General features: G+C 71.3%; 21 protein-coding genes. 12 read left to right on the plus strand and 9 right to left on the minus strand.

The genetic code is table 11. From position 1 onward, the window contains the following. Positions 1–22: 22 nt before the first annotated feature. Together OG510_RS01520 and OG510_RS01525 are read right to left on the minus strand one after the other, a co-directional pair. The gene (locus OG510_RS01520) at positions 23–2,296 is read right to left on the minus strand and encodes a serine/threonine-protein kinase (RefSeq protein ID WP_406134805.1); all 2,274 of its coding nucleotides are present in this window, start codon (positions 2,294–2,296) and stop codon (positions 23–25) included. A gap of 181 nt (positions 2,297–2,477) precedes the next feature. Beyond that, positions 2,478–3,842 (minus strand): MFS transporter, encoded by a 1,365-nt coding sequence (locus OG510_RS01525; protein ID WP_406134806.1) that lies wholly within the window; start codon positions 3,840–3,842, stop codon positions 2,478–2,480. A 109-nt stretch (positions 3,843–3,951) separates the two neighbouring features. Here OG510_RS01525 and OG510_RS01530 point away from each other — a divergent pair, with 109 nt between their 5' ends. The 7 genes from OG510_RS01530 (at position 3,952) to OG510_RS01560 (ending at position 10,821) form a co-directional block, all read left to right on the plus strand. After that, positions 3,952–4,437 (plus strand): MarR family winged helix-turn-helix transcriptional regulator, encoded by a 486-nt coding sequence (locus tag OG510_RS01530; protein WP_406134807.1) that lies wholly within the window; start codon positions 3,952–3,954, stop codon positions 4,435–4,437. A 61-nt stretch (positions 4,438–4,498) separates the two neighbouring features. After that, positions 4,499–5,431 (plus strand): hydroxymethylglutaryl-CoA lyase, encoded by a 933-nt coding sequence (locus tag OG510_RS01535; protein WP_406134809.1) that lies wholly within the window; start codon positions 4,499–4,501, stop codon positions 5,429–5,431. Positions 5,432–5,468: 37 nt separating this feature from the next. Beyond that, a complete protein-coding gene (locus OG510_RS01540; RefSeq protein ID WP_406134810.1) occupies positions 5,469–6,239 on the plus strand; it encodes an enoyl-CoA hydratase/isomerase family protein in 771 nt (256 codons plus the stop codon). Beyond that, positions 6,236–7,441: a CaiB/BaiF CoA transferase family protein gene (locus tag OG510_RS01545; RefSeq protein ID WP_406134811.1), complete on the plus strand. Its 1,206-nt coding sequence runs from the start codon at positions 6,236–6,238 to the stop codon at positions 7,439–7,441. The genes OG510_RS01540 and OG510_RS01545 overlap by 4 nt, the downstream gene beginning before the upstream one ends. 1 nt (position 7,442) lies before the next feature. Next, complete coding sequence (locus OG510_RS01550) at positions 7,443–8,252, plus strand: enoyl-CoA hydratase/isomerase family protein (RefSeq protein WP_406134812.1); 810 nt, start codon at positions 7,443–7,445, stop codon at positions 8,250–8,252. Next, positions 8,252–9,865, plus strand: coding sequence for an AMP-binding protein (locus tag OG510_RS01555; protein WP_406134813.1), 1,614 nt, complete (start codon positions 8,252–8,254; stop codon positions 9,863–9,865). The genes OG510_RS01550 and OG510_RS01555 overlap by 1 nt, the downstream gene beginning before the upstream one ends. After that, entirely contained in the window at positions 9,862–10,821 is a 960-nt protein-coding gene (locus OG510_RS01560; protein ID WP_406134814.1) for an NAD(P)H-dependent flavin oxidoreductase, read from the plus strand. The genes OG510_RS01555 and OG510_RS01560 overlap by 4 nt, the downstream gene beginning before the upstream one ends. Before the next feature lie 144 nt (positions 10,822–10,965). Here the strand turns inward: OG510_RS01560 and OG510_RS01565 are convergent, their stop codons facing one another. After that, positions 10,966–11,841 carry an MBL fold metallo-hydrolase gene (locus OG510_RS01565; RefSeq protein WP_406134815.1) on the minus strand — a complete coding sequence of 292 codons (876 nt, stop codon included), beginning with the start codon at positions 11,839–11,841 and terminating at the stop codon, positions 10,966–10,968. Between the two features lie 240 nt (positions 11,842–12,081). Continuing rightward, positions 12,082–12,981: a LysR family transcriptional regulator gene (locus OG510_RS01570; RefSeq protein ID WP_406134816.1), complete on the minus strand. Its 900-nt coding sequence runs from the start codon at positions 12,979–12,981 to the stop codon at positions 12,082–12,084. 148 nt (positions 12,982–13,129) lie between these two features. Between OG510_RS01570 and OG510_RS01575 the strand changes: the two genes are divergently transcribed. Both OG510_RS01575 and OG510_RS01580 read left to right on the plus strand, forming a co-directional pair. Beyond that, positions 13,130–14,038, plus strand: coding sequence for an SDR family oxidoreductase (locus tag OG510_RS01575; RefSeq protein ID WP_406134817.1), 909 nt, complete (start codon positions 13,130–13,132; stop codon positions 14,036–14,038). Positions 14,039–14,198: 160 nt separating this feature from the next. Further along, positions 14,199–15,098 carry a squalene/phytoene synthase family protein gene (locus tag OG510_RS01580; protein WP_406134818.1) on the plus strand — a complete coding sequence of 300 codons (900 nt, stop codon included), beginning with the start codon at positions 14,199–14,201 and terminating at the stop codon, positions 15,096–15,098. A 7-nt stretch (positions 15,099–15,105) separates the two neighbouring features. Here the strand turns inward: OG510_RS01580 and OG510_RS01585 are convergent, their stop codons facing one another. Next, positions 15,106–16,221 (minus strand): M20 family metallopeptidase, encoded by a 1,116-nt coding sequence (locus OG510_RS01585; RefSeq protein WP_406134819.1) that lies wholly within the window; start codon positions 16,219–16,221, stop codon positions 15,106–15,108. Between the two features lie 14 nt (positions 16,222–16,235). Beyond that, on the minus strand, positions 16,236–17,243 hold the full coding sequence (locus OG510_RS01590) for a LacI family DNA-binding transcriptional regulator (RefSeq protein ID WP_406134820.1): 1,008 nt from the start codon (positions 17,241–17,243) through the stop codon (positions 16,236–16,238). Between the two features lie 125 nt (positions 17,244–17,368). Here OG510_RS01590 and OG510_RS01595 point away from each other — a divergent pair, with 125 nt between their 5' ends. The 3 genes from OG510_RS01595 (at position 17,369) to OG510_RS01605 (ending at position 20,375) form a co-directional block, all read left to right on the plus strand. Further along, on the plus strand, positions 17,369–18,121 hold the full coding sequence (locus tag OG510_RS01595) for a glutamine amidotransferase (RefSeq protein ID WP_406134821.1): 753 nt from the start codon (positions 17,369–17,371) through the stop codon (positions 18,119–18,121). Between the two features lie 152 nt (positions 18,122–18,273). After that, positions 18,274–19,287 (plus strand): DMT family transporter, encoded by a 1,014-nt coding sequence (locus OG510_RS01600; RefSeq protein WP_406134822.1) that lies wholly within the window; start codon positions 18,274–18,276, stop codon positions 19,285–19,287. Further along, positions 19,284–20,375 carry a phosphotriesterase gene (locus tag OG510_RS01605; RefSeq protein ID WP_406134823.1) on the plus strand — a complete coding sequence of 364 codons (1,092 nt, stop codon included), beginning with the start codon at positions 19,284–19,286 and terminating at the stop codon, positions 20,373–20,375. The genes OG510_RS01600 and OG510_RS01605 overlap by 4 nt, the downstream gene beginning before the upstream one ends. A 128-nt stretch (positions 20,376–20,503) precedes the next feature. On the opposite strand, the gene OG510_RS01610 is transcribed toward OG510_RS01605, so the two are convergent. The 3 genes from OG510_RS01610 to OG510_RS01620 form a co-directional block, all read right to left on the minus strand. Further along, positions 20,504–21,808, minus strand: a complete 1,305-nt coding sequence (locus tag OG510_RS01610) for an MFS transporter (protein WP_406134824.1) — start codon at positions 21,806–21,808, stop codon at positions 20,504–20,506. Then, positions 21,805–22,344 carry an ArsR/SmtB family transcription factor gene (locus OG510_RS01615; RefSeq protein ID WP_406134825.1) on the minus strand — a complete coding sequence of 180 codons (540 nt, stop codon included), beginning with the start codon at positions 22,342–22,344 and terminating at the stop codon, positions 21,805–21,807. The genes OG510_RS01610 and OG510_RS01615 overlap by 4 nt, the downstream gene beginning before the upstream one ends. A gap of 92 nt (positions 22,345–22,436) precedes the next feature. Beyond that, a complete protein-coding gene (locus OG510_RS01620) occupies positions 22,437–23,711 on the minus strand; it encodes a hypothetical protein (protein WP_406134826.1) in 1,275 nt (424 codons plus the stop codon). Positions 23,712–23,855 lie beyond the last annotated feature (144 nt).

Genomic DNA, 23,855 nt, shown 5'->3' on the forward strand with positions numbered 1-23,855 from the left:
AGGCCGGGTGCAGCCGCCGGAGTCAGCCCGACTTCGGCGGCTTCTGTGTGTCGAAGGCGAAGAGGGTGTTCTTGGCCGCGGCCACGACCACCGCACGTCCCACGACGGTCACCCGCGGGCTCGCGCCCTGCTCGCCCGTCAGACCGTCGGCCTGCGGATTCGTCGTCCACAGAGGCCGGCCGCCGCCCGGTGCCAGCGCGACCACCCGGCCGGTGGCCGAGCTGAAGTACAGCGCGCCCGCTCCCGCCACGGGTCCCGAAGCGCCGTCCACGCCCGTCTGCCGCGACCACTTCTTCCGGCCGGTCTCGGGGTCGAGCGCCGTGACGAGTCCGGTCTGCCCGCTCAGGTAGACGGTGCCGTCCACCATGCCGGGTGTCCCCTCGTACGACCTGGGCAGCGGGGAGTAACTGACCTTCCGCGCGGCCAAGTCGACCCGCGCCACCCCGTCGTAGCCTGCCGACTCGGTGTCGCCCAGGTCCTTCTGGAGGAGTACGAGCCGGCCGTCCGCGGCGCCCATCGGTACGGCGGGCCCGCGAACCGCGAGGGGCCGGCCCAGGGCCCCCGATGCACGGTCGAGCGTGTGCAGGGTGGGGTGGCGTACCTCTACGGCGTTCACCTCCGCGTTCTTCGCGCACATCGCGGCGAGCTGCGGGCCCGCCTTGACGGGTGCGCACTGGGCGCCCGCGGGGAACGGCGTCGTCCAGAGGACCTTGCCGCTGTGCGCGTCGCGGGCCTCGAAGCGGGAGTTGGAGGAGTCGACGGTCACGACGGCCGAGCCGACCACCAGGGCGTCCTGGCTGCGGCCCGTGACAGCCTCCGACTGGGCGCCGGACGCCACGGACCACAGCTCCCGGCCGCTGTTCGCGTCGATGGCCACCACCTCGCGTGGCGGGCCCTGCGGGGCGTTCTCGGCGGCGAAGCGGTATCCGAGCACGGTGTCGTCGGTGGCGCCCACCAGATGCATGCCCTGGACGGGGACGCCCGGGCTCTTCGCCGTCCACACCCGTGAGCCGTCCGATGCCCTGATGCGGGTCGCGACCACGCTGCCACCCCCACAGAACAGCGCGTCGCCGCGCGCGACGCAGCGCAGCTCGTCGGGGATGTCAGGGCGGCCGCCCTGCACGGTCTTGCGCCACGGCACGAAGCCGCCCGGAAGGGCGGCGACCGGCGCCGCGACGCTGTTGCCCTTGTCGCCGTCGTTCCCTCCGAGGGCGCCCGCGTTCAGCGCGGCGGCTCCCCCGCCGATCGCCGCCACCGCGACCGCGGTCGCGAGCACGGGCCGCCAGCGGCGGCGCAGCCGAAGGCCGATGGCGGTGCTGGTGTTCCCGGACCCCGTCCCGGTCCCGGGTCCGGCCGCCGGGGCGACGGTCGGGTCGGTGGACGCGGCGGCGCCCCGCGTCGTCTCCAGGTGATGCTGGGTGCTCACATCTCGGGTGCGGCCTGCTCCTGCCACGTCCGTTCCCGCGCCATCCCCTTCGGTCCCTCCGAGGTCGGCGGGCAGGTCCCGCAGCAGTACGAGGAGTTCGTCCGCCGACGGGCGCCCCTCGGGCTCCTTCGCCAGGCACGGCTCGACGACCGCGCGCAGGATGACCGGCACCGGCCCAAGGGACGGCTCCTCGTGCACCACCTGGTACGCCGTCATGTACGGGCTGTCCGCGTCGAAGGGCCCGTGGCCCGTCGCCGCGTACACCAGCAGCGTCCCGAGCGAGAACACGTCGGAGCGCGGCCCCACGCCTCGCGGCGCCTGCAACTGCTCGGGCGACATGAAGGGCGGCGTACCGATGACCCGTCCGGTCATCGTCAGTGTCTGCTGGTCGACGGCGCGCGAGATGCCGAAGTCGATGACGCGCGGGCCCTCGGGCGAGAGCACCACGTTCGAGGGCTTCAGATCGCGGTGGACGACTCCCACCCGGTGGATGTCGCGCAGTGCCTCCGCGAGCCCGATGGCGAGCCGCCTCAGCTCCGCTCCGGTGACCGGGCCCTTCTTGTCGATGCGCTGGGCGAGCGTGTCCCCCTCGATATAGGTCGTCGCCATCCACGGCTGTTCGGCCTCCGGGTCGGCGTCGACCACGGCGGCGGTGAAGGCGCCGCTCACCCGCCTCGCGGCCGCCACCTCCTGCCGGAAACGGATACGGAACTCGTCGTCCCCGGCGAACTGCTGGTGGATGAGTTTGATCGCGACAGGCCGCCCCGAACTCGTGCGGGCCAGAAAGACCGTGCCCATGCCGCCCGAGCCGAGCCGTGCCTCGAGCGGATAGCCGCCGATCTCGGCTGGATCACCTCCGCGCAGCGACACTCTCCCCGACCTCCTGTCCCCCGTGCACTCTGCCACCACGGGCCTGCCGTACCTGTCCTGCCCACAAACTAGCCGCAAGGCAGTACGGCAGACCAAAGAGGGTGGCGGGGCGGGTGTCAGGCCGGCCCGTCGCGGCGGCCGGCCGGACACCCTTCCGGCCCCCTCACACCGCTCACACCGCTCAGGACGGGTGGTGTTCGCGCAGGTCGCCCGGCTTGACGCCGACCAGCAGCAGCACGACGGCGACCAGGACGACACCGGCGCTGATCTGCAGCCCGAGTGCCAGGCTGCCCGTGCTCTGCTGGATGAAACCGAGCAGGGACGGCGACGCGGCGGCGGCGAACGAGCCCATCGACGTGACGAGGGCGATTCCGGTGGCCGCGGCCCGTTCACCCAGGTAGATGGAGGGGATGGAGTAGAAGACGGTGAGGCCGGAGTAGTGGGCGGCGGCGAGGACCGCCAGGAGCACGATGACCAGGACGACGTCGCCTCCGGACACGGAGAGCGCCACCAGGGCCAGGGCGGCGACGGTCCAGCTGAGGGCCGCGTGCCAGCGGCGTTCCAGGGTGCGGTCGGAGTGCCGTCCGACGAGCAGCATGACCACGATGCCCAGCAGGGGCGGCAGGGCGGAGAAGAGGCCGAGGTCGAGGACGTCGCCGACGCCCGCCTCGGCGATGATCCGCGGTGTCCAGAACGAAACGGCGTTGGCGATGGTGTAGGCGCCGCAGGCGCAGAGCCCGATGACCCACACCTTCGGGTCGCGCAGCGCGAGGAACAGCCGGGCGTGCCCGGCGCCGGCCGTCCGCTCCTTCCCCTCCCCCTTGCTCCGCTGGTCCGCCCGGAGGTCGTCCCGTACGGCCGCCCGCTGCACCGGTGTCAGCCAGCGCGCCTGCTCGGGCTCGTCGACGAGCCACAGGAGGACGGCGCCCGCGAGCAGGATGGGCGGGATGCCCTCCGTGATGAACAGCCATTTCCAGTCCGCGAGGCCGCCGCTGCCGCCGAACGCCTTCATGATGCTGCCGGACATGAGGGAGCCCAGGACACCGGAGACGGGGACACCCGCGAAGAACAGCGCGGTCATACGCGTACGCCGTGCGGACGGGAACCAGCGCGAGAGGAAGTAGAGCGCCCCGGGAAAGAAGCCGGCCTCGGCCGCGCCGAGGAGGAACCGGGCGAGGTAGAAGGTGAACTCGCTGTTGACGAGTGAGGTGCCGACGGTGACGACACCCCAGGACGCCATGATGCGGACGAGCGTCCTGCGGGCGCCGAAGCGGGCGAGCAGCGCGCTGCTCGGTACCTCGAAGATGATGAAGCCGACGAAGAAGAGGGTCACACCGAGGCCGTAGACCGCGGAGCCGAACCCGAGGTCACGTTCGAGGCCCTGCTGCGCGATCCCGATGTTGGTCCGGTCGATGAAACTCACGATGTAGCAGATGACCAGCAGGGGCATGACGCGCCAGGCGATGGTGCGGTAGGTCGCGGTGCGGTCGACCCCGGCCGTGTCCACGGCGTCCTGGGATTCTGTGCACGTTGAGGGATCGGCCACGACGTACAGCTCCTTTGCTGAGGTGTGTCGCCGGAAGTGGCGGATAGGGCGAGTCTCAGCCGCCTAAGTTGATAAAGTCAACACCTTCGTTGGGCATAGCATGCTGCCCATGGTTAATCGCGAGGATGGTCGAGACCTGGTGCCGATCTCCGATCTGCTGTCCTACCGGCTGTCACGTACGTCGTCGGCCCTGTCGCGCAGCGCGGCGCTCAGATACCGCCGCGAGTTCGACGTCAGCCTCGGCGAGTGGCGGACCGTCGCACTCATCGCGGCCGATCCGACGCTGACACTGAACAGACTCGCCCGGCGGGCCGGACTGGACAAGGCCCAGATGAGCCGGGTCGTCCGGGGGCTGGTGGAGCGGGGCCTGGTGAACCGCACCGAGGGGGCGGGGCGCAGCCGTCAACTGGCCCTCACGGAAGCCGGGGTGGCGGTGTACCGCGGCCTGATCGGGGCCGCCAACGAGCGGGACGCGGCCTTCGCTGCGGTCCTGTCCGGTGAGGAGATGCGGGTCCTGGACCGCGCGCTGGAGAAGCTGGCGGACCTCGCCCTGTCCCTGGAGCAGCAGGAGCGCGAGGGCCCGAACGACGTATAGGTGTTGACATTATCAACACCCTTCGGATAGTTCTGGTCGCGTCACCCTGAGGAGGCGGCCCATGACCGACGCGGTCACCATCTGCGAATGCTTCGCCCGGGACGGGCTGCAGCACGAACCCACATTCGTTCCGACCGACACCAAGACCTCCCTCCTGGACGCGTTCGCCGGCGCGGGCTTCCGCCGTATCGAGGCGACCAGCTACAGCCATCCCCGGTGGGTGCCGGCCTTCGCCGACGCGAGTGAGGTACTGGCGGGGGTCACCCACCGCCCCGGCGTGGCGTTCAAGGCGACCTGCCCCAACCCGCGGGCCGTCGAGCGCGCCCTGGCCGACCTCGGCCGCGGTGCGGGAGCCGAGGAGCTGAGCCTGCTGGTGTCGGCCAGTGAGAGCCACACCGGGAAGAACCTGCGCACCACACGGGCCCGGCAGTGGGAGCGCGTCGAGGAGATGGTCGCCCTGGCGGGAGGCCGCTTCAGGCTCATCGGGGTGGTCTCCGTGGCCTTCGGCTGTCCCTTCGAGGGGCAGGTCGACCCCGGCCTCGTCGCCGAGGACGTCGCACGCTTCGCCGAGCTCGGCGCCGACGCCGTGACGCTGGGCGACACCACGGGCGTCGCCACTCCCGCGGCGGTCGCCTCCCTCTTCCAACGGCTGCTGCGGGCCCACCCGGAACTGGCGGTCGTGGCCCACTTCCACAACACCCGCGGAACGGCACTCGCCAACGCGGTCGCCGCCCTGGAGGCAGGCTGCCGCCACTTCGACAGCGCACTCGGCGGCGTCGGCGGCCATCCCTCGAAGATCGGTTACGGGGCCGGGCTCACCGGAAACCTCTGCACCGAGGACCTGGTGAGCCTGTTCGATGCGATGGGCGTCCGTACCGGCATCGACCTGGACGCGCTGGCCTCCGTGTCCCGGGCGTGCGAGGAGGCTCTGGGGCGGCCCCTGCACAGCATGGTGGCCCGCGCCGGTTTCCGGCACTCCGCTGCCGCCGCCTGATCCGCCCCCACCACCGCCCGACCGAGGAGAACCTTCCGTGACCGTCACGACCAGCGGGCAGCCGACCGATCCGGACCCGGCGGATGCCGACGTCCTGCTCGTCGAGGACCGCGGCTTCGTCCGCGTCCTGACCCTCAACCGTCCCGCCAAGCTCAACGCCCTCAACACCGCACTCACCCGGGCCCTCAGCGCCGCGCTCGCCGCGGCCGACGACGACGGACGGATCCGCGCCGTGGTGCTCACCGGCGCGGGCCGCGGCTTCTGCGCGGGCGCCGACCTGTCGGAGTTCTCGCACCTCACCCCGGACCAGCCGGAGGCCGTCCTGGAACGGGCGGCGCTCACCGCACGTCTGCAGACGCAGATGCAGCGGATGGGGACGCCGGTGGTCTCCGCCGTGCGGGGCGCCGCGGTGGGCGGTGGCGCAGGACTCGCGATCGGCGCGGACATGACCATCGTGGGCACCGACCTGAAGTTCGGCTATCCCGAGCTGCGGCACTCGATCGTCCCCGCCCTGGTCATGACCGGACTCGAACGCCACCTCAACCGCAAGCTCGCCTTCGAACTGATCAGCACAGGCAGGCTGTTGTCGGCTGCCGAGGCCGCGGAACACGGCCTGGCCAACCGGGTCGTGGAACCGGATCAGGTGGTCGGCGCCGCGCTGGAGACAGCCGAGCGGTGGGCCGCTGTGGAACCCCGCGCGCTCCGTGCGGCGAAGGACCTCTTCTACCGGGTCGCGGATCTGCCCACCGACGCCGCGATGCGGACGGGCCAGGACGTCAACGCGCTGATGCGGGGGTTCCGCCGGTGAACTCCTCCGCAGTGCCAGGCCCGCTCGACGGTGTCACGGTCCTGGACTTCTCACGGGTCCTGGCGGCTCCGATGGCCACCCAGATCCTCGCCGAGCTGGGCGCCACCGTCATCAAGGTCGAACGCCCCGGCAGCGGCGACGAGACCCGTGGCTTCGAGCCCCGCCTGCCGCACGGTGAGAGCGCCTACTTCTTCGCGTTCAACCGCGGCAAGCGCTCGATCACCCTGAACCTCAAGGACCCCCGGGGCCGGGACGTGGCCCGCAGGCTCGCCGCCCGCGCCGATGTCGTCACGGAGAACTTCCTGCCCGGCGTCATGGCAGGGCTGGGGCTGGGGTACGACGAGCTGTCCGCCGACAACCCGGGCCTGGTGTACGTCTCCGCCACCGGCTTCGGGCAGAGCGGCCCCGACCGTATGCGCAAGGGGTACGACACCGTCTTCCAGGCGCTCTCCGGCGTCATGGAGATGACCGGGGAACCGGGCGGGCCACCCAGCAAGTCCGGCATCCCGGTGGCGGACATGACGTCCGGGCTGTGGGTCGCCATCGCCGCCCTCACCGGTCTGGCCGGGCGCGGTATCACCGGGCGGGGCCGCCACTTCGACATCTCCATGATGGACGTCCAGCTCAGTCTGCAGGCTCTCAACGCGGCCCGGCTGTTCGCCCTGGACGAGGACCCCGTACGCACCGGAACCCAGCATCCGGGGCGCGTCCCGTCCGCCGCCTTCGAGACCGCGGACGGCGGCTGGCTGCACATCAGCGGCAGCGACCAGCACTGGGCGCCGCTGTGCTCCGTCCTCGGTCTCACCGAACTCGCCGACGACCCCGCGCTGCGGCACAACGCGGGGCGCGTCGCCGACCGTGAACGCGTCATGAGCGCCCTGCGGACGGCCATCGGCGCCCGGGACCGCGACCGGCTCATCGAGGAGTTCCGCGCCGCCGACATTCCGGCCGGCGAGGTCCGGGGTGTCCGGGAGGCGCTGGCCGACCGGCACGTCAGGGCCCGGGAGGTCGTCACCGACTTCGAACACCCCACGGAGGGCACCTTCAGCGCCCTGCGCACACCGCTGCGGGAGACCGGCGGCGAACCGACCACGGCCGGCGTCCCGCCCCTGCTGGGCGCCGACACCGACGACGTGCTCGCACGGCTCGCCGGATTCGACGACGGCGAGATAGCCGGCCTGCGGGCCGCGGGAGTGATCTGAGATGAACGGGACCAACGAACCGCCGCCCACTGACTCCCCACGGGTGAACCGCACGGTCACCGACGGGATCGCCCACGTCGAACTCGCAAGGCCGCAGGCCCGTAACGCCGTCGACCTGCCGATGTGCCGGCAACTGCGGTCCGCCTTCGAGGAGATCGACGCCGCCGACGACGTGCGCGTCGTACTCCTGTCCGCGCAGGGCCCCGCGTTCTGCGCCGGAGCCGACCTCAGGGAGCGGGCCGGCCAGGACGCCGCCTGGGTACGCCGCAGGCGCATCGCCTCGTTCGCCGCGTACGAGGCCGTCGAACAGTGCCGCCACCCGGTCGTCGCGCTCGTGCACGGCGCGGTGGTCGGATCGGGCGGCGAGATCACCCTGGCGGCCGACTTCGCCGTCGCGGCCGAAAGCACCACGTTCCGCTTCCCTGAGCCGCACTGGGGCACGGTCGGCGCCACGCAGCGCCTCCAGCGGGCCATCGGCAAGCGCCGGGCGAAGGAACTCCTCTTCACCAACCGCGCCATGTCCGCGGCCGAATCACTCGACCTGGGCATCGTGTCCCGCGTGGTCCCCGACGAGCTGCTGGCCAGGACGGGCGCCGAGATCGCCGCCACGATCGCGGGGGCGCCGCCGCTGGCCATCGGGCTGACCAAACGAGCCATCGACCTCGGCGGCGACACCGACCTGGACCGCGGCATCAGGATCGAGATGGCGACGATCGAGCAGTGCCTGGCCGACGGCGGCTGGCGCGAGGGCGTCGACCGGTTCGCCCGCCGCGGCTCCGACAACTCAGGCACCACCGAAGGGGAGAAGTGATGAACCTCGAAGCGACATGTCCCCTGACCGTCCACGAGGCGCTGGAGCGGGCCGCCCTCGTCGCGCCCGATGTGGAGGCCGTGGTCACCGCCGACGAACGCGTCACCTACGGCGAACTCGCCACCGAGGTCGCCCGGATCCGGGCCGCGCTCGCCGCCGCCGGTGTCGGCCGGGGCGACCGGGTGGGCCTCTGTCTCGGCAACGGGCCCCGCTGGGTCGCCCTGTTCCTCGCCATCGGATCGGTCGGCGCCGTGACCGTACCGGTCAACACGCGCTACACCGCCGACGAGGTGCGACACACCCTCGCCCACGCACAGGTCTCCACCCTGTTCGTCGCCGACCGTGTCCTCAGCACCGACTTCCGGGCCGTCCTGGACGAGATCGGCGTCGGCGCGGACGGCACCTGCCCCGCCCTGCCCGCACTGCGGCGGGTCGTCGGGTGCGGCGGGACGGATCCCGGCCGGGCGGCGGCCTGGACGGAGTTCCTGGCCGGCGCCACCGGCGAGGCCCCCGCGACCAGCACCCCGGACGACATCCTGCTCGTCCAGTACACCTCCGGCACGACCTCCCGCCCCCAGGGCGTGCTGCTCACCCAGCGCGGCATGTGCGCCGACGCGTTCTTCTCCGGCGTCCGTCTCGGTCTGCGGACCGGCGACCGCTTCCACAGCGCCCGGCCCTTCTTCCACGTCGCCGGGAGCACCCTCTCCGTCCTGTCCTGCCTCCAGCACGTCACCACACTGGTGACCATGCCGAAGTTCGAACCGGCCGAGGCGCTCAGGCTGATGGAGACCGAGCGGTGCACTCATTTCTCCGGCAACGACACCATCGCCCTGCTGCTGCTCAACCACCCCGACCGCGCCCGCCGGAGGCTCCGGCTGCGGGGCGCCTGGGTCGCGGCCTCCCCCACCGTCATCCGCCGGGTCATCGACGAACTGGGCGCCGCCGAGTGCGTCGCCGGATACGGACTGTCCGAGGCGTCCCCGAACGTCGCCCAGTCCTGCTGGTGGGAGGACGACCGGGTGCGGGCGTCGGGCGCGATGCTGGTGGAGCCCGGTGTCGAGGTACGTATCCGGGCGGCGGACAGCACCCGTGACTGCGCGCCGGACGAACCGGGCGCCATCCTGGTGCGCGGCTGGAACGTCATGCGCGGTTACCTCGACGCCCCCGAGGCGACCGCTTCGGCCATCGACCCCGACGGCTGGCTGGACACCGGCGACGTCGGCGCGCTGGACGGCACCGGCCGGCTGCACTTCATGGGACGTACCAAGGACATCATCCGGGTCGGGGGTGAGAACGTCGCACCGGCCGACGTGGAGGACGCCCTGCACCGCCATCCCCGGATACGGCAGGCCGTCGTGGTCGGTGTGCCGGACGAGCGGCTGGTCGAAGTACCGTTCGCGTTCGTCGTCCTCACCGAACCGGGCACCACGGGCGACGAACTGATCGCCTGGGCCCGTACCCGCATGGCCGGATTCAAGGTGCCCAGGCACCTGCGTGTCGTCGACGGGTTCGAGGACATCGGCATGACCGCCAGCTCCAAGGTACAGCGCAACCGGCTGGCCGCCCACGCCCGTACCCTGCTCGGCAGGGCCGACCACGAGGTACCGGCATGACCAGCATCCCCACCCCCGTCACCCGCCTTCTCGGCATCCGCCTCCCGGTGATCCAGGCCGGCATGTCCTGGGCTTCCTCCTCGTCGGCCCTGCCGCTCGCGGTCAGCCGGGCCGGTGGGCTCGGTGTGGTCGCCGCGGGCCCCATGCGCCTGGACGATCTGGCCCGGGTGCTCGACGAGACGGCGGCCGGGACCGACCTCCCCTGGGGCGTCAACCTTCCGCTCCACCGGGCGGGAGCCGAGGATGTCATCGAGTTGCTCCTCGCCCGCCGCCCGCCCGTACTGATCGCCTCCCAGGGCGGGACGCGCCGCTATCTGAAGCGTTTCCAGGACATCGGCACCGTCTGCCTGCATGTCGTGGCCGGGGCCGAGCACGCGCGCAAGGCGGCCGACGCGGGTGTCGACGGTCTCGTTGTCGTCGGTGCGGAGGCCGGCGGGCACCCGCCGCCCGCCCTGGTGACCACCCAGGTCCTCGTACGCGCGGTGGTCTCCGCTGTCCCGCAGACTCCGGTGATCGCCTCCGGGGGCATGGCGGACGGCGCGGGACTGGCAGCGATGCTGGCGCTGGGTGCGGGCGCCGCCCAGTTCGGCACGCGCTTCCTCGCCACCCGGGAGGCCACCGTGCACCCGGATTACAAGGCGGCCGTCGTCGCCGCCGGTGTGGAGGACACCCGCACCGTCGGACACGGCCTCGGCCTGATACGGGCGGTTGAGAACGAATTCACCGCGCGTATGCAACGCCTGGAGGAGGACGCCGCCGAACTCGGCCTACGGCGTGCGGAGTTCCAGTCCGCGAGCCTCAAGGACGCCGCCCTGCACGGCCGGGTACGCGAAGGGAAGGTGGAGGCGGGACAGTCGGCGGGCCTCGTCGACGAGGTGCTGCCCGCGGCCGATGTCGTCGAACGCATCGTCGCCGAGTACCGCACAGCCCTCACCCGCCTGCCGATCCCCGTCTAGCGGCCGCTGCCCACGGGTCCGCCGAGCGCCGCAGGCGGAGGGGGGTACGGCGTGAGGGACTGCCCGTGCGGGCTCCGTGACAGCGGTCATCCGGCCGGGCGGGCTTGCCCGGACGCTTCGCAGGCCGGGAAAGGGAAGGTTGTCTCATGAAGGCTGCCTCATGCGCCGCGACCACACGAGTCCGCTGCGCGCCACCGTGATGGGGCCCCGGTAGGTGGTGCGGGCGGCCGCCTTCGCCTCCGCCGGCGTGACGCCCTGCATCAAATACAGGTGCGTCAGCATGAGTTCGGCAGCACCTGCCTCGGTCGCGAAGTGCCCGGCCTCCACCGCGCTGCACATATAGCCGCGGTCCTGCTCGGGGACCTGCGTGATGTACATGGCCTGGGCGAGGAAGAGATCGGCGTCCCGGGCAAGCGTGGCCAGCTGCTCGACCGGGCCGCTGTCGCCGGTGTACGCGACGGTGACGCCGCCCGCGCTGATCCGGAAACCCACGTTCGGTTCGAAGTGGGGCAGGCTGACAGTGTCGACCCGGAACGGGCCCAGGCGGAGTGTGCTCGGAGGGTCGATCGCGTGCACGGTGTACGGCTTGCCCAGGAAGTCCGCCCGGTCGAGTCCGAGCACCGGGTCGAGTGCCCCGGGTGGTGCGTACAACGGAACGGGCGGCAGGCCGGGTTCGCGGAGAAAGGCCCGCTCGCGCAGGAACGGGCTCAGGTCGGCGACGTGGTCGGGGTGGCGGTGGGTGATCAGTACCGCGTCGATGTCGTCGGGCCGGCAGTGCCGCAGAAGGGCAGGGAAGGCCGCGTAGCCGAGGTCGAGGATCAGCCGGTATCCCGCGCATTCCAGCAGGTATCCCGAGCAGGGCTCCGTCTTGGTCGGGACCGCACCCGCGCTGCCGAGCACGGTGAGACGTACCGCGCCGGGATCTGCCGCGGCCGGTGCGACGGGCACGCTCATACCGAGCGCACCTGCTCCGGCGGCGACAGCGCCCCTCAGGGCCGTGCGGCGGGAATAGGGAGCCATGTTGCTTCCTTCCTGTCATCTCGGTGCCAGGCGTGGACAGTTGGTCACGCCATTGTGCGAGCCCGGCGCAAGGAGCCTCGGATATCGAAGGATTCATACGCCGGGAGGGCACCGGATGCAGGAATCGGTCACCGCTGCCGACATCGCCACCACCGACCGCGTCCGCGCGGTCCGCCTTCCGGCGGTCGGCTCGTGGGCGCGGGACGGTGGGACGTCCAAGGGAGGCCTGAACGAAAGGCCCTAAGCTTCACGACCGGTGAGATGCGATCGGGCCGTTTCGAGGAAGGCCGCGACCAGGCAGTTGTGTTCGCGCGTGCGGGTCGCGAGCACGACGTTGCACGGCTCGATCCCCCGGACGGGCACGGCCGCCAGATCGCGCCTCGGCGCGCCGTTCCCGTCAGCGGCCGGTGCCAGAGCGAGGGCCTGGCCGCCGGCGATGGCTTCAAGCTTGTCGGCGTGTGCCTCGACCAGCGGGCCGTCGGGCGCCGGGTGTCCGTCCGGGCGGGGGTCGAGACGCCAGAATGCGTCGTAGGCGGGGTCGGGGTAGCGGATGAGGGGTTCGCCGGCGAAGTCGTCCACAGTGACCGACTCCTTGTTCGCGAGGCGGTGCGTCGTCGGAACGAGGAGCACCCGGCGCTCCTGGTAGAGGCGCGTCACCTGCAGCCGGTCGGCCGGAAACGGCTCCCGGGCGACGACCGCGTCCACGCGGTGGTCCAACAACGCCGTCCGTACATCGCTCCAGTCCACGTGCAGGGTGGCGACCGAAGCACGGGGATGGCTGGTGCGCAGCTCGCGCACCGCGGCGGTGATGATGATTCCGCCCACGTATCCGATGGTGACGGCGCCGGGTACCGCGGCCGCGCGGGTCGTCGTCGCGGCCAGTTCCGCGGCGCGCAGGAGCGCTTTCGCCTGCGGCAGGAACGCCTGTCCGGCATCGGTGAGGTGACAGCCCCTGGTGGTGCGGTCGAGCAGGCGGACGCCCAGCCGCTTTTCGAGGCTCTGGATCTGTCTGCTCAGCGAGGGCTGCGCGAGGCGCAACTCGGCTGCCGCACGGCGGAAGTTGCCGTGCTCGGCCAGGACCGTGAAATACCGGACCACGCGAAGGTCGAAGTCGGCTGGGGCCACATGAGCGATGGGCACTCGCGCAGCGTACTCCGTGATACCCGATCCGTATCAGTCGGTGCGGAACAGGTCTTGGACGCCGCGCTCCGTCGAGTCCTACCGTCTGCGTACCAGCCCGGCGCCTTGATGCGGCGGGTCGACCCGCAAGCTGACGAGGGGTTCCATCGTGCGTATTTTCGTCGCAGGGGCAACCGGATACATCGGATCGGCCGTCGTCGGAGAGTTGCTCCGAGCGGGCCACGAGGTTGTGGGTCTCGCCCGGTCCGACGCCTCCGCCGCGACTCTGGCGGGGGCCGGCATCGCGGTGCATCGCGGCGACCTCGGGGATCTGGGCAGCTTGCGGGAGGGCGCGGCGGGGGCGGACGGTGTGGTCTTCGCGGCGAACCAGCACCTCTCCGAGACCACCGACGCGGGCGCCCGCGCGCGGGCCGAGCTGAAGGCCGTGGAGGCGATCGGACCGGTGTTGGAACAGACCGGCAAGCCCTTCGTGGTCGCATCGGGAGTCATCGGCCGTACGCCGGGACGGCTGCTGACCGAAGAGACCCCCGTCGTTCCCGACCCCGCCGCTCTGCGGCTTCCGGTCGAGACGTCCGTCCTGGCCATGAGCGTGCGGGGGGTGCGTTCGTCGTCAGTGCGGCTGGCACCGACCGTGCATGGTCAGGAGGACATGCGCGGCTTTGTCCCGATGCTGATCGGCATCGCTCGCTCGTCAGGGGTGTCTGCCTATGTCGGCGAGGGATCCAACCGCTGGCCGTCGGTGCACCGGCGTGACGCGGCGGCCCTGTTCGTGCTGGCCCTGCAGTCCGCCTCGCCCGGTACGCCGGTGCACGCGGTCGCTGAGGAGGGGGTGCCGTTCCGGGACATCGCCGAGGCCATCGGCCGCCAGTTGAGGCTTCCAGCGGTGAGTCTGACGGCCGAGGAGGCCGGCCGGCACTTCGGCCTCCTCGCCCCGCTGGTGTCACTCGACAGCCCGGCATCGAGCGCGCTGACGCGGGAGCGCTTCGGCTGGAAGCCCACGCACCCCGGATTGACCGCCGACATCGGGGAGGGCCACTACTTCAAGGAGCCGGCGTAAGGCACGCAGCGGAACCGCGCGCCGTGCGGTGCCGCGGGGAGGCGGCCGTCCAGGAGCAGCTCGCACACTGATAGCTTTGGCGGCCGCTTGTTTCCCGTTGATTCCCGCTGACCACCATTTTCGGGGGCTGCACGTGCGCTCGTGGCGACACTGTCTGGACATGAGCGGCGTACGGACTCCCCGGCTGCGGGCCGACTACACGGCGGCCGCCCGGTATCTGCGACGCCGGGAGCTCGCCATGTGGGGTGTGGTGCGACTGCTGGCGCCGCCCCCGTTCCAGCCGCACGCCCTCGCCGGGGCCACACTGCTCGCCTTCACCGACGACATCTGCGACCGGGGCGCCGCCTCGGGCCGTGTGAAGCGGTTCGATGCGTGGGCGGGCCGGGTGGAGTCGGCGCTGGACTCCGGCACATCGAACCACCCCTTGCTGCGGGCCTATCTGCATTCCGCGCGGGTCCGCGGGCTGCCCCGCGGCTGGGCGGACACCTATCTCGCCGGGACGCGGATCGACCTGGAGTTCCCCGGCTTCGCCGACGAGGACGACTACCAGCGGTACGTCGCGACGCTGACCTGGCCCGGTCTGATGCTCAGCACGGGGCTCACGCCACATCTGGTACCGGACCAGGACTTCGCGTCCTCGTGCCGTCTGGTCGCCGACGGGCTCCAACGCGTCGACTTCCTCACGGACTTGGCCGAGGATCTGCGGGGCGGCCGCCTGACGCTGCCCCTGGCCGACCTCGACCGTCACGGCGTCAGCCGCGCCGACCTGGAAGCCGGCCGGAGCACCCCGGCCGTGGGCGCCCTGGTCTCGGAGACCGCCGGCCGCGCCCGTGCCTCGCTCATCGCGGCGCAGCGCACGGTCGGCGAAGTGCCCGACGCCTACCGGCCGGTGGTGCGGAGTCTGCTCGGCCTCTACCACCACCGCCTGGACAAGGTGAGGGCGCTGGGCGCCGCCGTCACACGCCGGCCGGTGCGGGACGACCCACTGGCGTGCCTGGGGCTGCTGGCGCGATCCCGGCACGGCGGTGGAGCGTACGAGCCTGCTCCGGCGCGGGTTTGACGAACTGTCAGCGAGAGGGTGACGCGACGGCCGAACGGTCGCCGCTCCAGGACGCGAGCAGCCGGTGCATGGCCTCGGCCGCCTCGGGGATCGCCGCCACGGAGCAGGTCTCGTCCGTGACGTGCGCCTGGTCGGGGTCGCCCGGACCGTAGATGACGACGGCGCGGGCGTCCAGCTTCTCGGCCAGCACCGACGCGTCGGTGAAGTAGGTCGCGTACTCCGGACGCCCGTCGGCTTCCGCGGGGCGCAGGACGTCGGCGAGGTCGCGGACGAGGACGGTGGCGGGATCGGTGACCACGCCGTTCAGGTCGAGTACGCGCTCGATCCCGGTGCCGGGGCCGGCCAGCCGCTCGACCGCCAGGAGCGCGTCGTCCGAGCTGAACCCCGGGATGGTGCGGATGTCGAGCATCAACTCGGCGTGGTCGGGGACGAGATTGGGCTGGACGCCCGCATGGAAGGTGCCGACGTTGACGGTGGCCGCACCGTGCGTGGCGCTGCGCGGCCAGTCCTGGTGCTCGTGGATCCGTACCGCCGCCGCGGCGAGCCGGGCGAGCGCGTTGTCGCCGAGTTCGGGCCGGGATCCGTGTGCGCTGCGGCCTTCGGCGGTGAGCCGCAGCCACAGAACGCCCTTGTGCCCGAGGACGATCTTGTTGGCGGTGGGTTCGGCGACCAGCAGCACGGGGCTCGGTGTCAGACCCTCCAGCCGCGCCGCTCCCTCACACCCGGTCTCCTCGCCGAAGGTGAGAACGAGCTGTACGTCGGTTTCGTCGGGGTGGGTCGAGACCCGGTGGGCCGCGGCCGCCACCATGCAGGCCACACCGGCCTTCATGTCGCTGCTGCCGCGCCCGCGGAGCCGGCCGTCCTCGATGTCGCCGATCAGCGGGTCGAACGACCAGCCGGCCGCGTCGGCGGGGACGGTGTCCAGGTGCCCGGTGAGGGTGAGCGGGGTGCGGCTGCCGAAGCGGGCGACGAGATTGACCCGTCCGGGCTCCGGCTCGTCGGTGCGCACGCTGAAACCGGCGTCGGTGAGGATCGGGGCGAGGAGCCCGGCGGCGGACTTCTCGTTCCCCGCCCTGGTGTCGAGGCCGACGAGCTGCTGGGTCAGCGAAACGGGGTCGAGCACGCGAGTGTCTCCTGTCAGTGCTGCGGGGGAACCGCGGAGCCGCGGATCACGAGATGCAAGGGGAAGGACTTCGTCACCCGGGCGCCGTCCGGGGCTTCGATCCGGTTCTGGACCACTTCCAGCGCCGTGCGCGCGAGGTCGGCGACGGGCTGCTGCAGGGTGGTGAGTTTGGGGCGCAGCCACTCGCCGACCCGGATGCCGTCGCAGCCGATGACCGAGAGGTCCTCCGGGATGCGCAGCCCGTGCAGTTCCGCGGCGCCGAGGATGCCGACCGCGACGATGTCACTGCCCACGAAGGCCGCGGTCGGCGGATGCGCGGCGCTCGCGAGGTAGGGGAACGTGCTGGCGCCGAACTGTTCGGTGTAGGGGCCGTGCAGGACGAGGTCCTCGTCGACGTCCAGCCCCGCGTGGGCCATGGCGTCCCGGTAGCCGCGCAGCCGGTCGCGGGTGGTGGACAGCTCTCGCGGCCCCGCGATGTGCATGATGCGCCGGTGTCCCAGCTGCACCAGATAGGACGTGGCCTGGTGGGCGCCGCTGTAGTTGTCGACGGCGATGGTGTCGACCTCGGACGGGCTGGCGACCTCCTCGTCCAGGAGGACCACGGGCAGGCCGTCGGCGATCGCCTGGGTCAGCCGGGGGTTCTGGCGGTGCATTCCGACGTAAATCAGCCCGTCGATGGCTTCGGTCGAGGCGGCGAAGTCACTGAAGAGTGACTCGCGTCTGGCCTGCTGGCCGGTGATTCCCACGACGAGCGCCACTCCGCTGACGGCGGCCGCCGCGGCGACCTCTTCGGCCAGATCAGCGAAGAACGGGTTGACCAGGTCCGGTACGACCAGGGCGATGACGGGGCGGCCCGCGCGGGGTCCTGACGGGACCGCGACCGGTACTTCGTAGTTCAGCTCGCGCACCGCGGCGTCGATGCGGGCCGCTGTCTCGGGCTGGACCTTCAGCTGTCCGCGCAAGTACCGCGACACCGTCGAGGCCGACACCTGCGCATGTTGCGCAACGCTGGTCAACGTCATCCGAACCTCCCTCACCTTCCGCGCAGTCTAGTGCGGTCACGGTAGGGCATTGACGGCGCATCCACACGCTTCTATCGTTGCGCAAAATTAGCGCAACGTTGCGCACAATCTTTGAGGAGGTACGTGTGAGCCGCGTACTCATCGCAGGCGAGTCCTGGATCAACGCATCCACCGACTTCAAGGGCTACGACGCCTTCCCCCACGCCCAGCTGGAAGTGGGCGTCACCCCGCTGCTCCAGGCCCTGCAGCGCGCGGGCCACGAGGTCACGCATCTGCTCTCGCACGATGTGGCGACCCACTTCCCGGAGACGCTGGAGAAGCTGAACGCCTACGACGTGGTGATCCTGTCGGACATCGGCGCGAACTCGCTGCTGCTCCACCCGCAGGTGTTCGCCCAGGGGCGCCCGTTCCCGAACCGGCTCAAGCTCCTCGCCGAGTGGGTCCGGCAGGGCGGCGGCCTCGCCATGGCCGGTGGCTACCTGAGCTTCCAGGGGTTCCAGGCCAAGGCCAACTACCACGCGACCCCGATCGAGGACATCCTGCCGGTGCAGATCCTCCCGTACGACGACCGCGTGGAGTGCCCCGAAGGCGTCGGCGGCGAACTGACCGGGGAGGCGCACGAGGTCACCACCGGGCTGGCGGCCCAGTGGCCGATCCTCCTCGGCTACCAGCGGCTCACCGCGAAGCCGGACGCACACGTCCTCGCCACGATCGAATCGCGCCCGCTGCTCGCGGTCCGCGAAGAGGGCTCCGGGCGCACCCTCGCCTTCGCATCGGACATCTCACCGCACTGGGCCCCGACCGAGTTCATCGAGTGGGAGGGCTACCAGCAGCTCTTCCACCAGGCCGTCACCTGGCTCGCCGGCCCCTCGGACTGACCCCCGACGCGCCAGGCCCGTCGGGCCACCGCCCGCCGGGCCGACATGGCCGCGAAAGCGGCCACACGCGCGCCCGCTGTGACAACCCCCACACGCCCAGAGATTGCATCGGTCCCGTCGGACATACTGGCTCAAAGGAGAGCGAATACACGATGACAAGCCTCAACACCGCAGGACCCGAACCGGGCACCGTGCCCGCAGCACCCGCGCGGACCGCCCGCCGCGCCACCACGGCAGTGCTGGTCCTGGCCACCGTGCTGGCCGGACTGCTCAGCCCCCTGCAGTCCACCGTCAACGGCGCTCTGGGCAAGAACATCAACGACGGAAACGCCGCAGCCGTCATCTCCTTCGGCACCGGCCTGATCCTGATGGCCGTCATCGTGTTCGCCCGGCCGACCACCCGCAGGCAGGCGCTGAGCGTCCCCCGTATGCTCCGCGACGGCACCATTCCCTGGTGGAACTGTGTCGCGGGCCTGTGCGGCGCCGCCGTCGTGCTCTCCGAAGGCATCACCGTCGGCACCCTCGGCGTCGCGGTCTTCCAGATCGCGCTGATCTCCGGGCTCGTCATCTCGGGTGTGGTCTGCGACCGGCTCGGGGCCACCTCCACGATCAAGCAGCCCATCACACTCCCCCGCGGGCTGGGCGCACTGCTGGCCATCGTCGCGACGGCCGTCGCGATCTCGCCGAACTTCCAGGTCCCCGGCACCATCGCATTGGCGGTCCTGCCGTTCGCCGCCGGACTGCTCGCCGGCTGGCAGCCCGCGGGCAACTCCGCGGTCGCTCAGGGCAGCGGATCCATGCTGGTCTCGATCGGCCTCAACTTCCTGGTCGGATTCATCGTCCTGGGGATCGGACTGCTGGTGCGCGCCTCCACGGGTTCGGTGAGCTTCACACTCCCCAGCACCTGGTGGATGTACACGGGCGGTGTGCTCGGCCTGCTCTCCATCGCCTTCATGGCACTGCTGGTACGCGGACTCGGCCTCCTGCTGCTCGGGCTCGCCTCGATCGCCGGGCAGCTCGTCGGCTCGCTGCTCCTCGATGTGATCAGCCCGTCCGTCGGCCAGCCTCTGCACGTGGTGACCGTCATCGGCACCGTCATCGCACTGGTCGCGGCAGGTATCGGCATGATCCCCTCCCGCTCCACGTCGTCGGTGGGCGCCTCATGACCGGCACCGGCGGGCAGCCGTACGTCCAGACAGTCACGGGGGCGGTACCGGCGGCCGAGCTGGGTCTCGTACTGCCCCACGAGCACCTGTTCAACAACCTGTCGAGCGTGCTCGACGAACCGAGCTACCGGTTCTCCGCGGCGCTCAGGAACGAGAAGGTCAGCGCCTCCTCCGCCTGGGCCCTGCGGCACGACCCCTACTGCTGCTTCGACAACGTCACCGCCAAGCCGGTCGACGACGTACACCGTGAGGTGGCGGCCTTCCAGGCCGTCGGCGGGCGCACGGTCGTCGACGTGACCTCCAGCCCCACCATCGGACGCGACCCCCGGCGCCTCCTCGACCTCGCGCGCCGCAGCGGTCTCCACATCGTCATGGGCTGCGGCGCCTACCTGGAGAAGTTCGAGGCCGACCGGATCCCGGCCGGCGAGGTCGACCGGCAGGCGGCCACGATCACCGACGAGCTCACCGACGGTGTGGGAGATTCCGGCGTCCGGCCGGGCGTCATCGGCGAGATCGGGGTGTCACCCGAGTTCACCGCGGCCGAGCGCGGATCGCTCCGGGCGGCCGCGCTGGCACAGCTCGGCCATCCGTCCGTGCCGTTGATGATCCACCTGCCCGGCTGGCAGCGACGGGCACACGAGGTGCTCGACATCGTGCTCGACGAGGTGGGCGTCGAACCGGCGAAGGTCGTCCTGGCCCACATGGACCCCTCGGGCGCCGACGTCGACTACCAGCGCTCGGTGGCCGATCGCGGCGTGTGGCTCGAGTTCGACATGATCGGTATGGACGTCACGTTCCCGAAGGAGGGCGGGTCACCCGCGGCCACCGACACGGCGGACGCCGTCGCCGGCCACATCGACCGCGGCCACGCCGGGCAATTGCTGCTCAGCCACGACCTCTTCCTCAAACAGATGTGGACCCAGCACGGCGGCAACGGGCTCATCTACGTCCCCACGGTCTTCACCGAAATGCTCGCGGCCCGCGGAATCGACCGCACCGTGATCGACACCCTCACCCGGCAGAACCCCGCCCGCATGCTCACGGGGCGGACCCGGGCGGCTTCCCCGGAGCAGCCGCCCGGGCGGTGATGCGGAGCCGTACGCGCCTGGTCGCCGACAGGTCGTCGGGCGGCCGGCAGGTCCGGAGCCCGTGGAGGCCAGGCGCCCGCCGCACCCGGGCCCGGGCGAGGACCGCCGGGCTGGGCTCAGCGCTGGCTCTACGACCTCGCGGAGCCCTCGATGGGACTCTCCTGAACGGGATCCCAGGATTCCGGCTGATCCGGCTCATCAGCCGGGGCGGCGGCACGCAGCGCCGCCTCGACCCGGCGGTTTCCGGTCATGGTCCCCGTGACGGTGGTCATGGTGAGGAGGAGACCGGCGGCGGTGTAGAGCGGGGTGCGTACGTCGTACGTGGTGGCCAGCCAGCCGCCGATGAAGGCTCCGAACGGGGCGGCGCACATCGCGAGCATGCGGGAGGTGCAGGCGACCCGGCCCATCAGGTGGGCGGGAACGATCGCCTGTCGGAGGGAGGGGCCGAGCACCATCGTGGCGCCCATGCCCGCTCCGCAGACGGCGAGTGCGAGGCCGGCGACGTACGGGTTCGGGGCGGCGGCAAGGCCCAGGATGGCGAGTCCCTCGACCGCGGCCGTACAGGTGAGCGCGGCACCGGTGCCGAGTCTTCGGCCGAGGGAGGAGGCGATGCCCGAGCCGAGCAGACCGCCGGTGGCCTCCGCCGTGAGGAGCAGGCCGAACCCGAAGGTGTCGATGCCGAGGCGATCGTGCGCGAAAAGGGCGAGTACGGTCTCCACGGCGAGGAAGGCGATGTTCCCGACCGCCGGACGCAGCGCGAGCCCGAGCAGCAACTGGTCCCGGAACACGTACGAGGCGCCGGCCCGCGCCTGCCGCAGCAGCGGCTCACGCGCCTGCGGTACGGGCGGGGGCGCGGCAGGCAGCGACCGTACGAGCAGTGCGGAGAGCGCGAACGACACCGCGTCGGCCAGCAGCGGAAACGCCCGCCCGAGCGCGAGCAGCGCACTGCCCGCAGGCGGCCCGGCGAAGCCGGAAGCGGCGGTCTGGGCGCCGCGCAGGCGGGAGTTGGCGCGCTCCAGGAGGGCGGGTTCGCGGCCGAGCAGATCCGGCAGATAGGCCGTGGCGGCCGTGTCGAAGAAGAGTCCGCCGAGGCCCAGCAGGAAGGCGACGGCCGCGAGCAGTGGAATGCTCAGCATGCCGAGCGCGGCCGCTGCCGCCGGTATCGCGAGCAGCACCGCACGCGCCGCGTCCATGACCCACATCGTGCGCCGGCGGTTCCAGCGGTCCACCAGCGCACCGCCGAGCACACCGAAGAGCAGCCACGGCAGCGTTCCGGCGGCCGTGACGACGGCGAGTGCCATAGGATTCCGCGTCAACGTCAACGCGAGCAGCGGCAGCGCGGCATGTGACACCCCGTCGCCGAGCGAGGACACCGTCTGCGCAGTCCACAACCGCCCGAACCCGGTCGGCAACTTCCTTGCATCCGACGTCATTCGGTGTCCCCTTCGGCCTGCTCACGCGGTGCCGGATGGAACAGCGCGAAGACGAGCGAGGCGTCCGGCAGCGACGGATCGGACAGCTGCCGGTACTCGTCCGCCAGCGCCTGCAGCCGCGCCCCCAGCTCCGCGAACTGCTCCCCGGTGAGCCGCAGATGCGCCATCCTTACGTGCCGCTCGCCGTCCGCGGGCGCCGCCTCCAGGTCCGCCACCGCATGTCGCATCAGCACATCCGGCCCTCCCGCTCCGGGATCCGGCAGCACGATCGCGCGCGCGGCCATTGCGTAGTACCGCTCGGTGACGCCCCGGACCTTCCGCGTTCGTACCACCCGTACCAGGCCGGCCCGTTCGAGCAGCCGTACGTGGTAGCTGGAACTCCCCTTCGCAAGGCCCACTCGCTCGGCGATCTGCGTAATGGTCGCGGGCTCGAAGCGGAGCGCGGCCATGATCCGGTGACGCGTCAGATTGGAAACGGCGCGTAACTGCTCATCAGTGGTGACGTGGAACGTCTCGGGAAGATCGTCGGTGGGCATGCACCCAATGGTCAACACTTCTTGACCATTGGGCAAGGGATTTTCGCCCGGATGCGGATCCGACCCGTCCCGCCGCGGCACCGGACACGCTCTCACTGGTGCTGCACGCCGCGGAACGTGCTGCACCAGGTGTGGTTCCGGCCCGGCAGGCCGCCCGGCTCCGGCTTGCACACGTACGGGCAGAACATGCTGTTGAGCACCCAGGGCGTGCTGTGCGGGCCGAAGCTCTTCGACATCGCGGCGTCCTGGGTGATGCCGTAGGCGGCCACGGCGAGCTTGCCGGTGCTGCGGAAGCGCGCCATCTGGTCCGTCAGGAAGGTCTTGTGTGCGGCGAACCACCGGTTGGAGAGCAGGAAGTCGTTCCATTCCTTCTCGTCGACGGGGTGCTGGGTGGCGTTGTTGATCACCTGCCACACGGGGGTCCCCTTCGCGATGCCGTGGCGGCTCGCGAAGGCCGGGTTCACCGGATCGTTCATGTGTTGCTTCCAGAGCTGCACCAGGGAGAACTCCGTGGCGAGGAACTTCTGGTCGCTGCGGAGGTACGGCAGCACGTAGTCGACGTACTTCTGTGCCGCAGCCGGGGCGGCCACATGCGGGTGGATGTCCACGCCCGCGATGGACGGGGTATGCGCGGTGAAGGTCATCCAGCGATGGGTCTGCGCGGTCTGGCCACCGGGCTTGTCGAGGGCGTTGAGCGCGCCCATGTAGATCTTCGTCCTGCAGTCCGCTCCGAAGTGCGTCTGCCGGTACTGGGCGGTGTGCCGGGCGAGTTCCTCGTAGAAGACGTTGATGCGGCTGGTTTCGCGGTCGGCCTTCCTCGTCTCGAAGAACGGCTCGTTGCCGACGGTCAGGATGTCGACCTTGCCCATGGCCGCGGCCAGCACCTTGTCCAGCCGGGCCAGGGCGGTCCGCATGGCCGGGGTGCCGGGGGTCGGTAGCGGCGCGTCGTGGTACTGGAACTTCAGAGTCAGTACGGTGCCGTAGCCGCGGGCGGCCCCCTGGAGCAGTTTCGCGGGCCCGGTCTGGCCGGCGAGGTCCCCGTGGTCGGCGTCGGACATCACGTAGAAGCCGCGTATCCAAGTGGCGGAGACCGCCTCAAGCTCGGCGAAGTCGATTTTGTCCAGGGCCTGGTTGACGTTGGCGGCGAGTACCCCGGAGGCGGGCGGTGCGGACACCTTGCCCGCGGTGGAGGAGGGCGCCGCGGTGGGGGTGCGGGTCGCGGAACTGCTCCCGCCGCTCTGCTCCTTGCTGCATCCCGCCACTCCCAGCGTCGCCAGTGCGGCGGCCCCGGAGAGGGTGAACAGCCGTCGCCGGGAGAGTCCCCCGCGTCGCCGTCCAGCGTCGGTCCCGGTGTCGCTCCCTGTCATGCGCTGTCGCCTCCCGGCCTGTTGCGTTCGCGTGTGCGGCCCCACCAGGTGTGCTGGAGGGGCCGTTGCACGTCAGGACGGAACAACACCTTCCACAGGTTCGCTTCAGAATCAAAATCGTGTGCGGATGTCCTGCTGCCGGCT

Origin of the sequence: Streptomyces sp. NBC_01089, assembly GCF_045162975.1 — a bacterium.
Taxonomy (GTDB): domain Bacteria; phylum Actinomycetota; class Actinomycetes; order Streptomycetales; family Streptomycetaceae; genus Streptomyces.

Coding starts and splice junctions, on each gene's coding strand:
- OG510_RS01530 (WP_406134807.1), top strand. CDS start 3,952: ATGGTTAATCGCGAGGATGGTCGAGACCTGGTGCCGATCTCCGATCTG.
- OG510_RS01550 (WP_406134812.1), top strand. CDS start 7,443: ATGAACGGGACCAACGAACCGCCGCCCACTGACTCCCCACGGGTGAAC.
- OG510_RS01560 (WP_406134814.1), top strand. CDS start 9,862: ATGACCAGCATCCCCACCCCCGTCACCCGCCTTCTCGGCATCCGCCTC.
- OG510_RS01605 (WP_406134823.1), top strand. CDS start 19,284: ATGACCGGCACCGGCGGGCAGCCGTACGTCCAGACAGTCACGGGGGCG.
- OG510_RS01565 (WP_406134815.1), bottom strand. CDS start 11,841: ATGGCTCCCTATTCCCGCCGCACGGCCCTGAGGGGCGCTGTCGCCGCC.
- OG510_RS01600 (WP_406134822.1), top strand. CDS start 18,274: ATGACAAGCCTCAACACCGCAGGACCCGAACCGGGCACCGTGCCCGCA.
- OG510_RS01610 (WP_406134824.1), bottom strand. CDS start 21,808: ATGACGTCGGATGCAAGGAAGTTGCCGACCGGGTTCGGGCGGTTGTGG.
- OG510_RS01590 (WP_406134820.1), bottom strand. CDS start 17,243: ATGACGTTGACCAGCGTTGCGCAACATGCGCAGGTGTCGGCCTCGACG.
- OG510_RS01535 (WP_406134809.1), top strand. CDS start 4,499: ATGACCGACGCGGTCACCATCTGCGAATGCTTCGCCCGGGACGGGCTG.
- OG510_RS01555 (WP_406134813.1), top strand. CDS start 8,252: ATGAACCTCGAAGCGACATGTCCCCTGACCGTCCACGAGGCGCTGGAG.
- OG510_RS01580 (WP_406134818.1), top strand. CDS start 14,199: ATGAGCGGCGTACGGACTCCCCGGCTGCGGGCCGACTACACGGCGGCC.
- OG510_RS01620 (WP_406134826.1), bottom strand. CDS start 23,711: ATGACAGGGAGCGACACCGGGACCGACGCTGGACGGCGACGCGGGGGA.
- OG510_RS01615 (WP_406134825.1), bottom strand. CDS start 22,344: ATGCCCACCGACGATCTTCCCGAGACGTTCCACGTCACCACTGATGAG.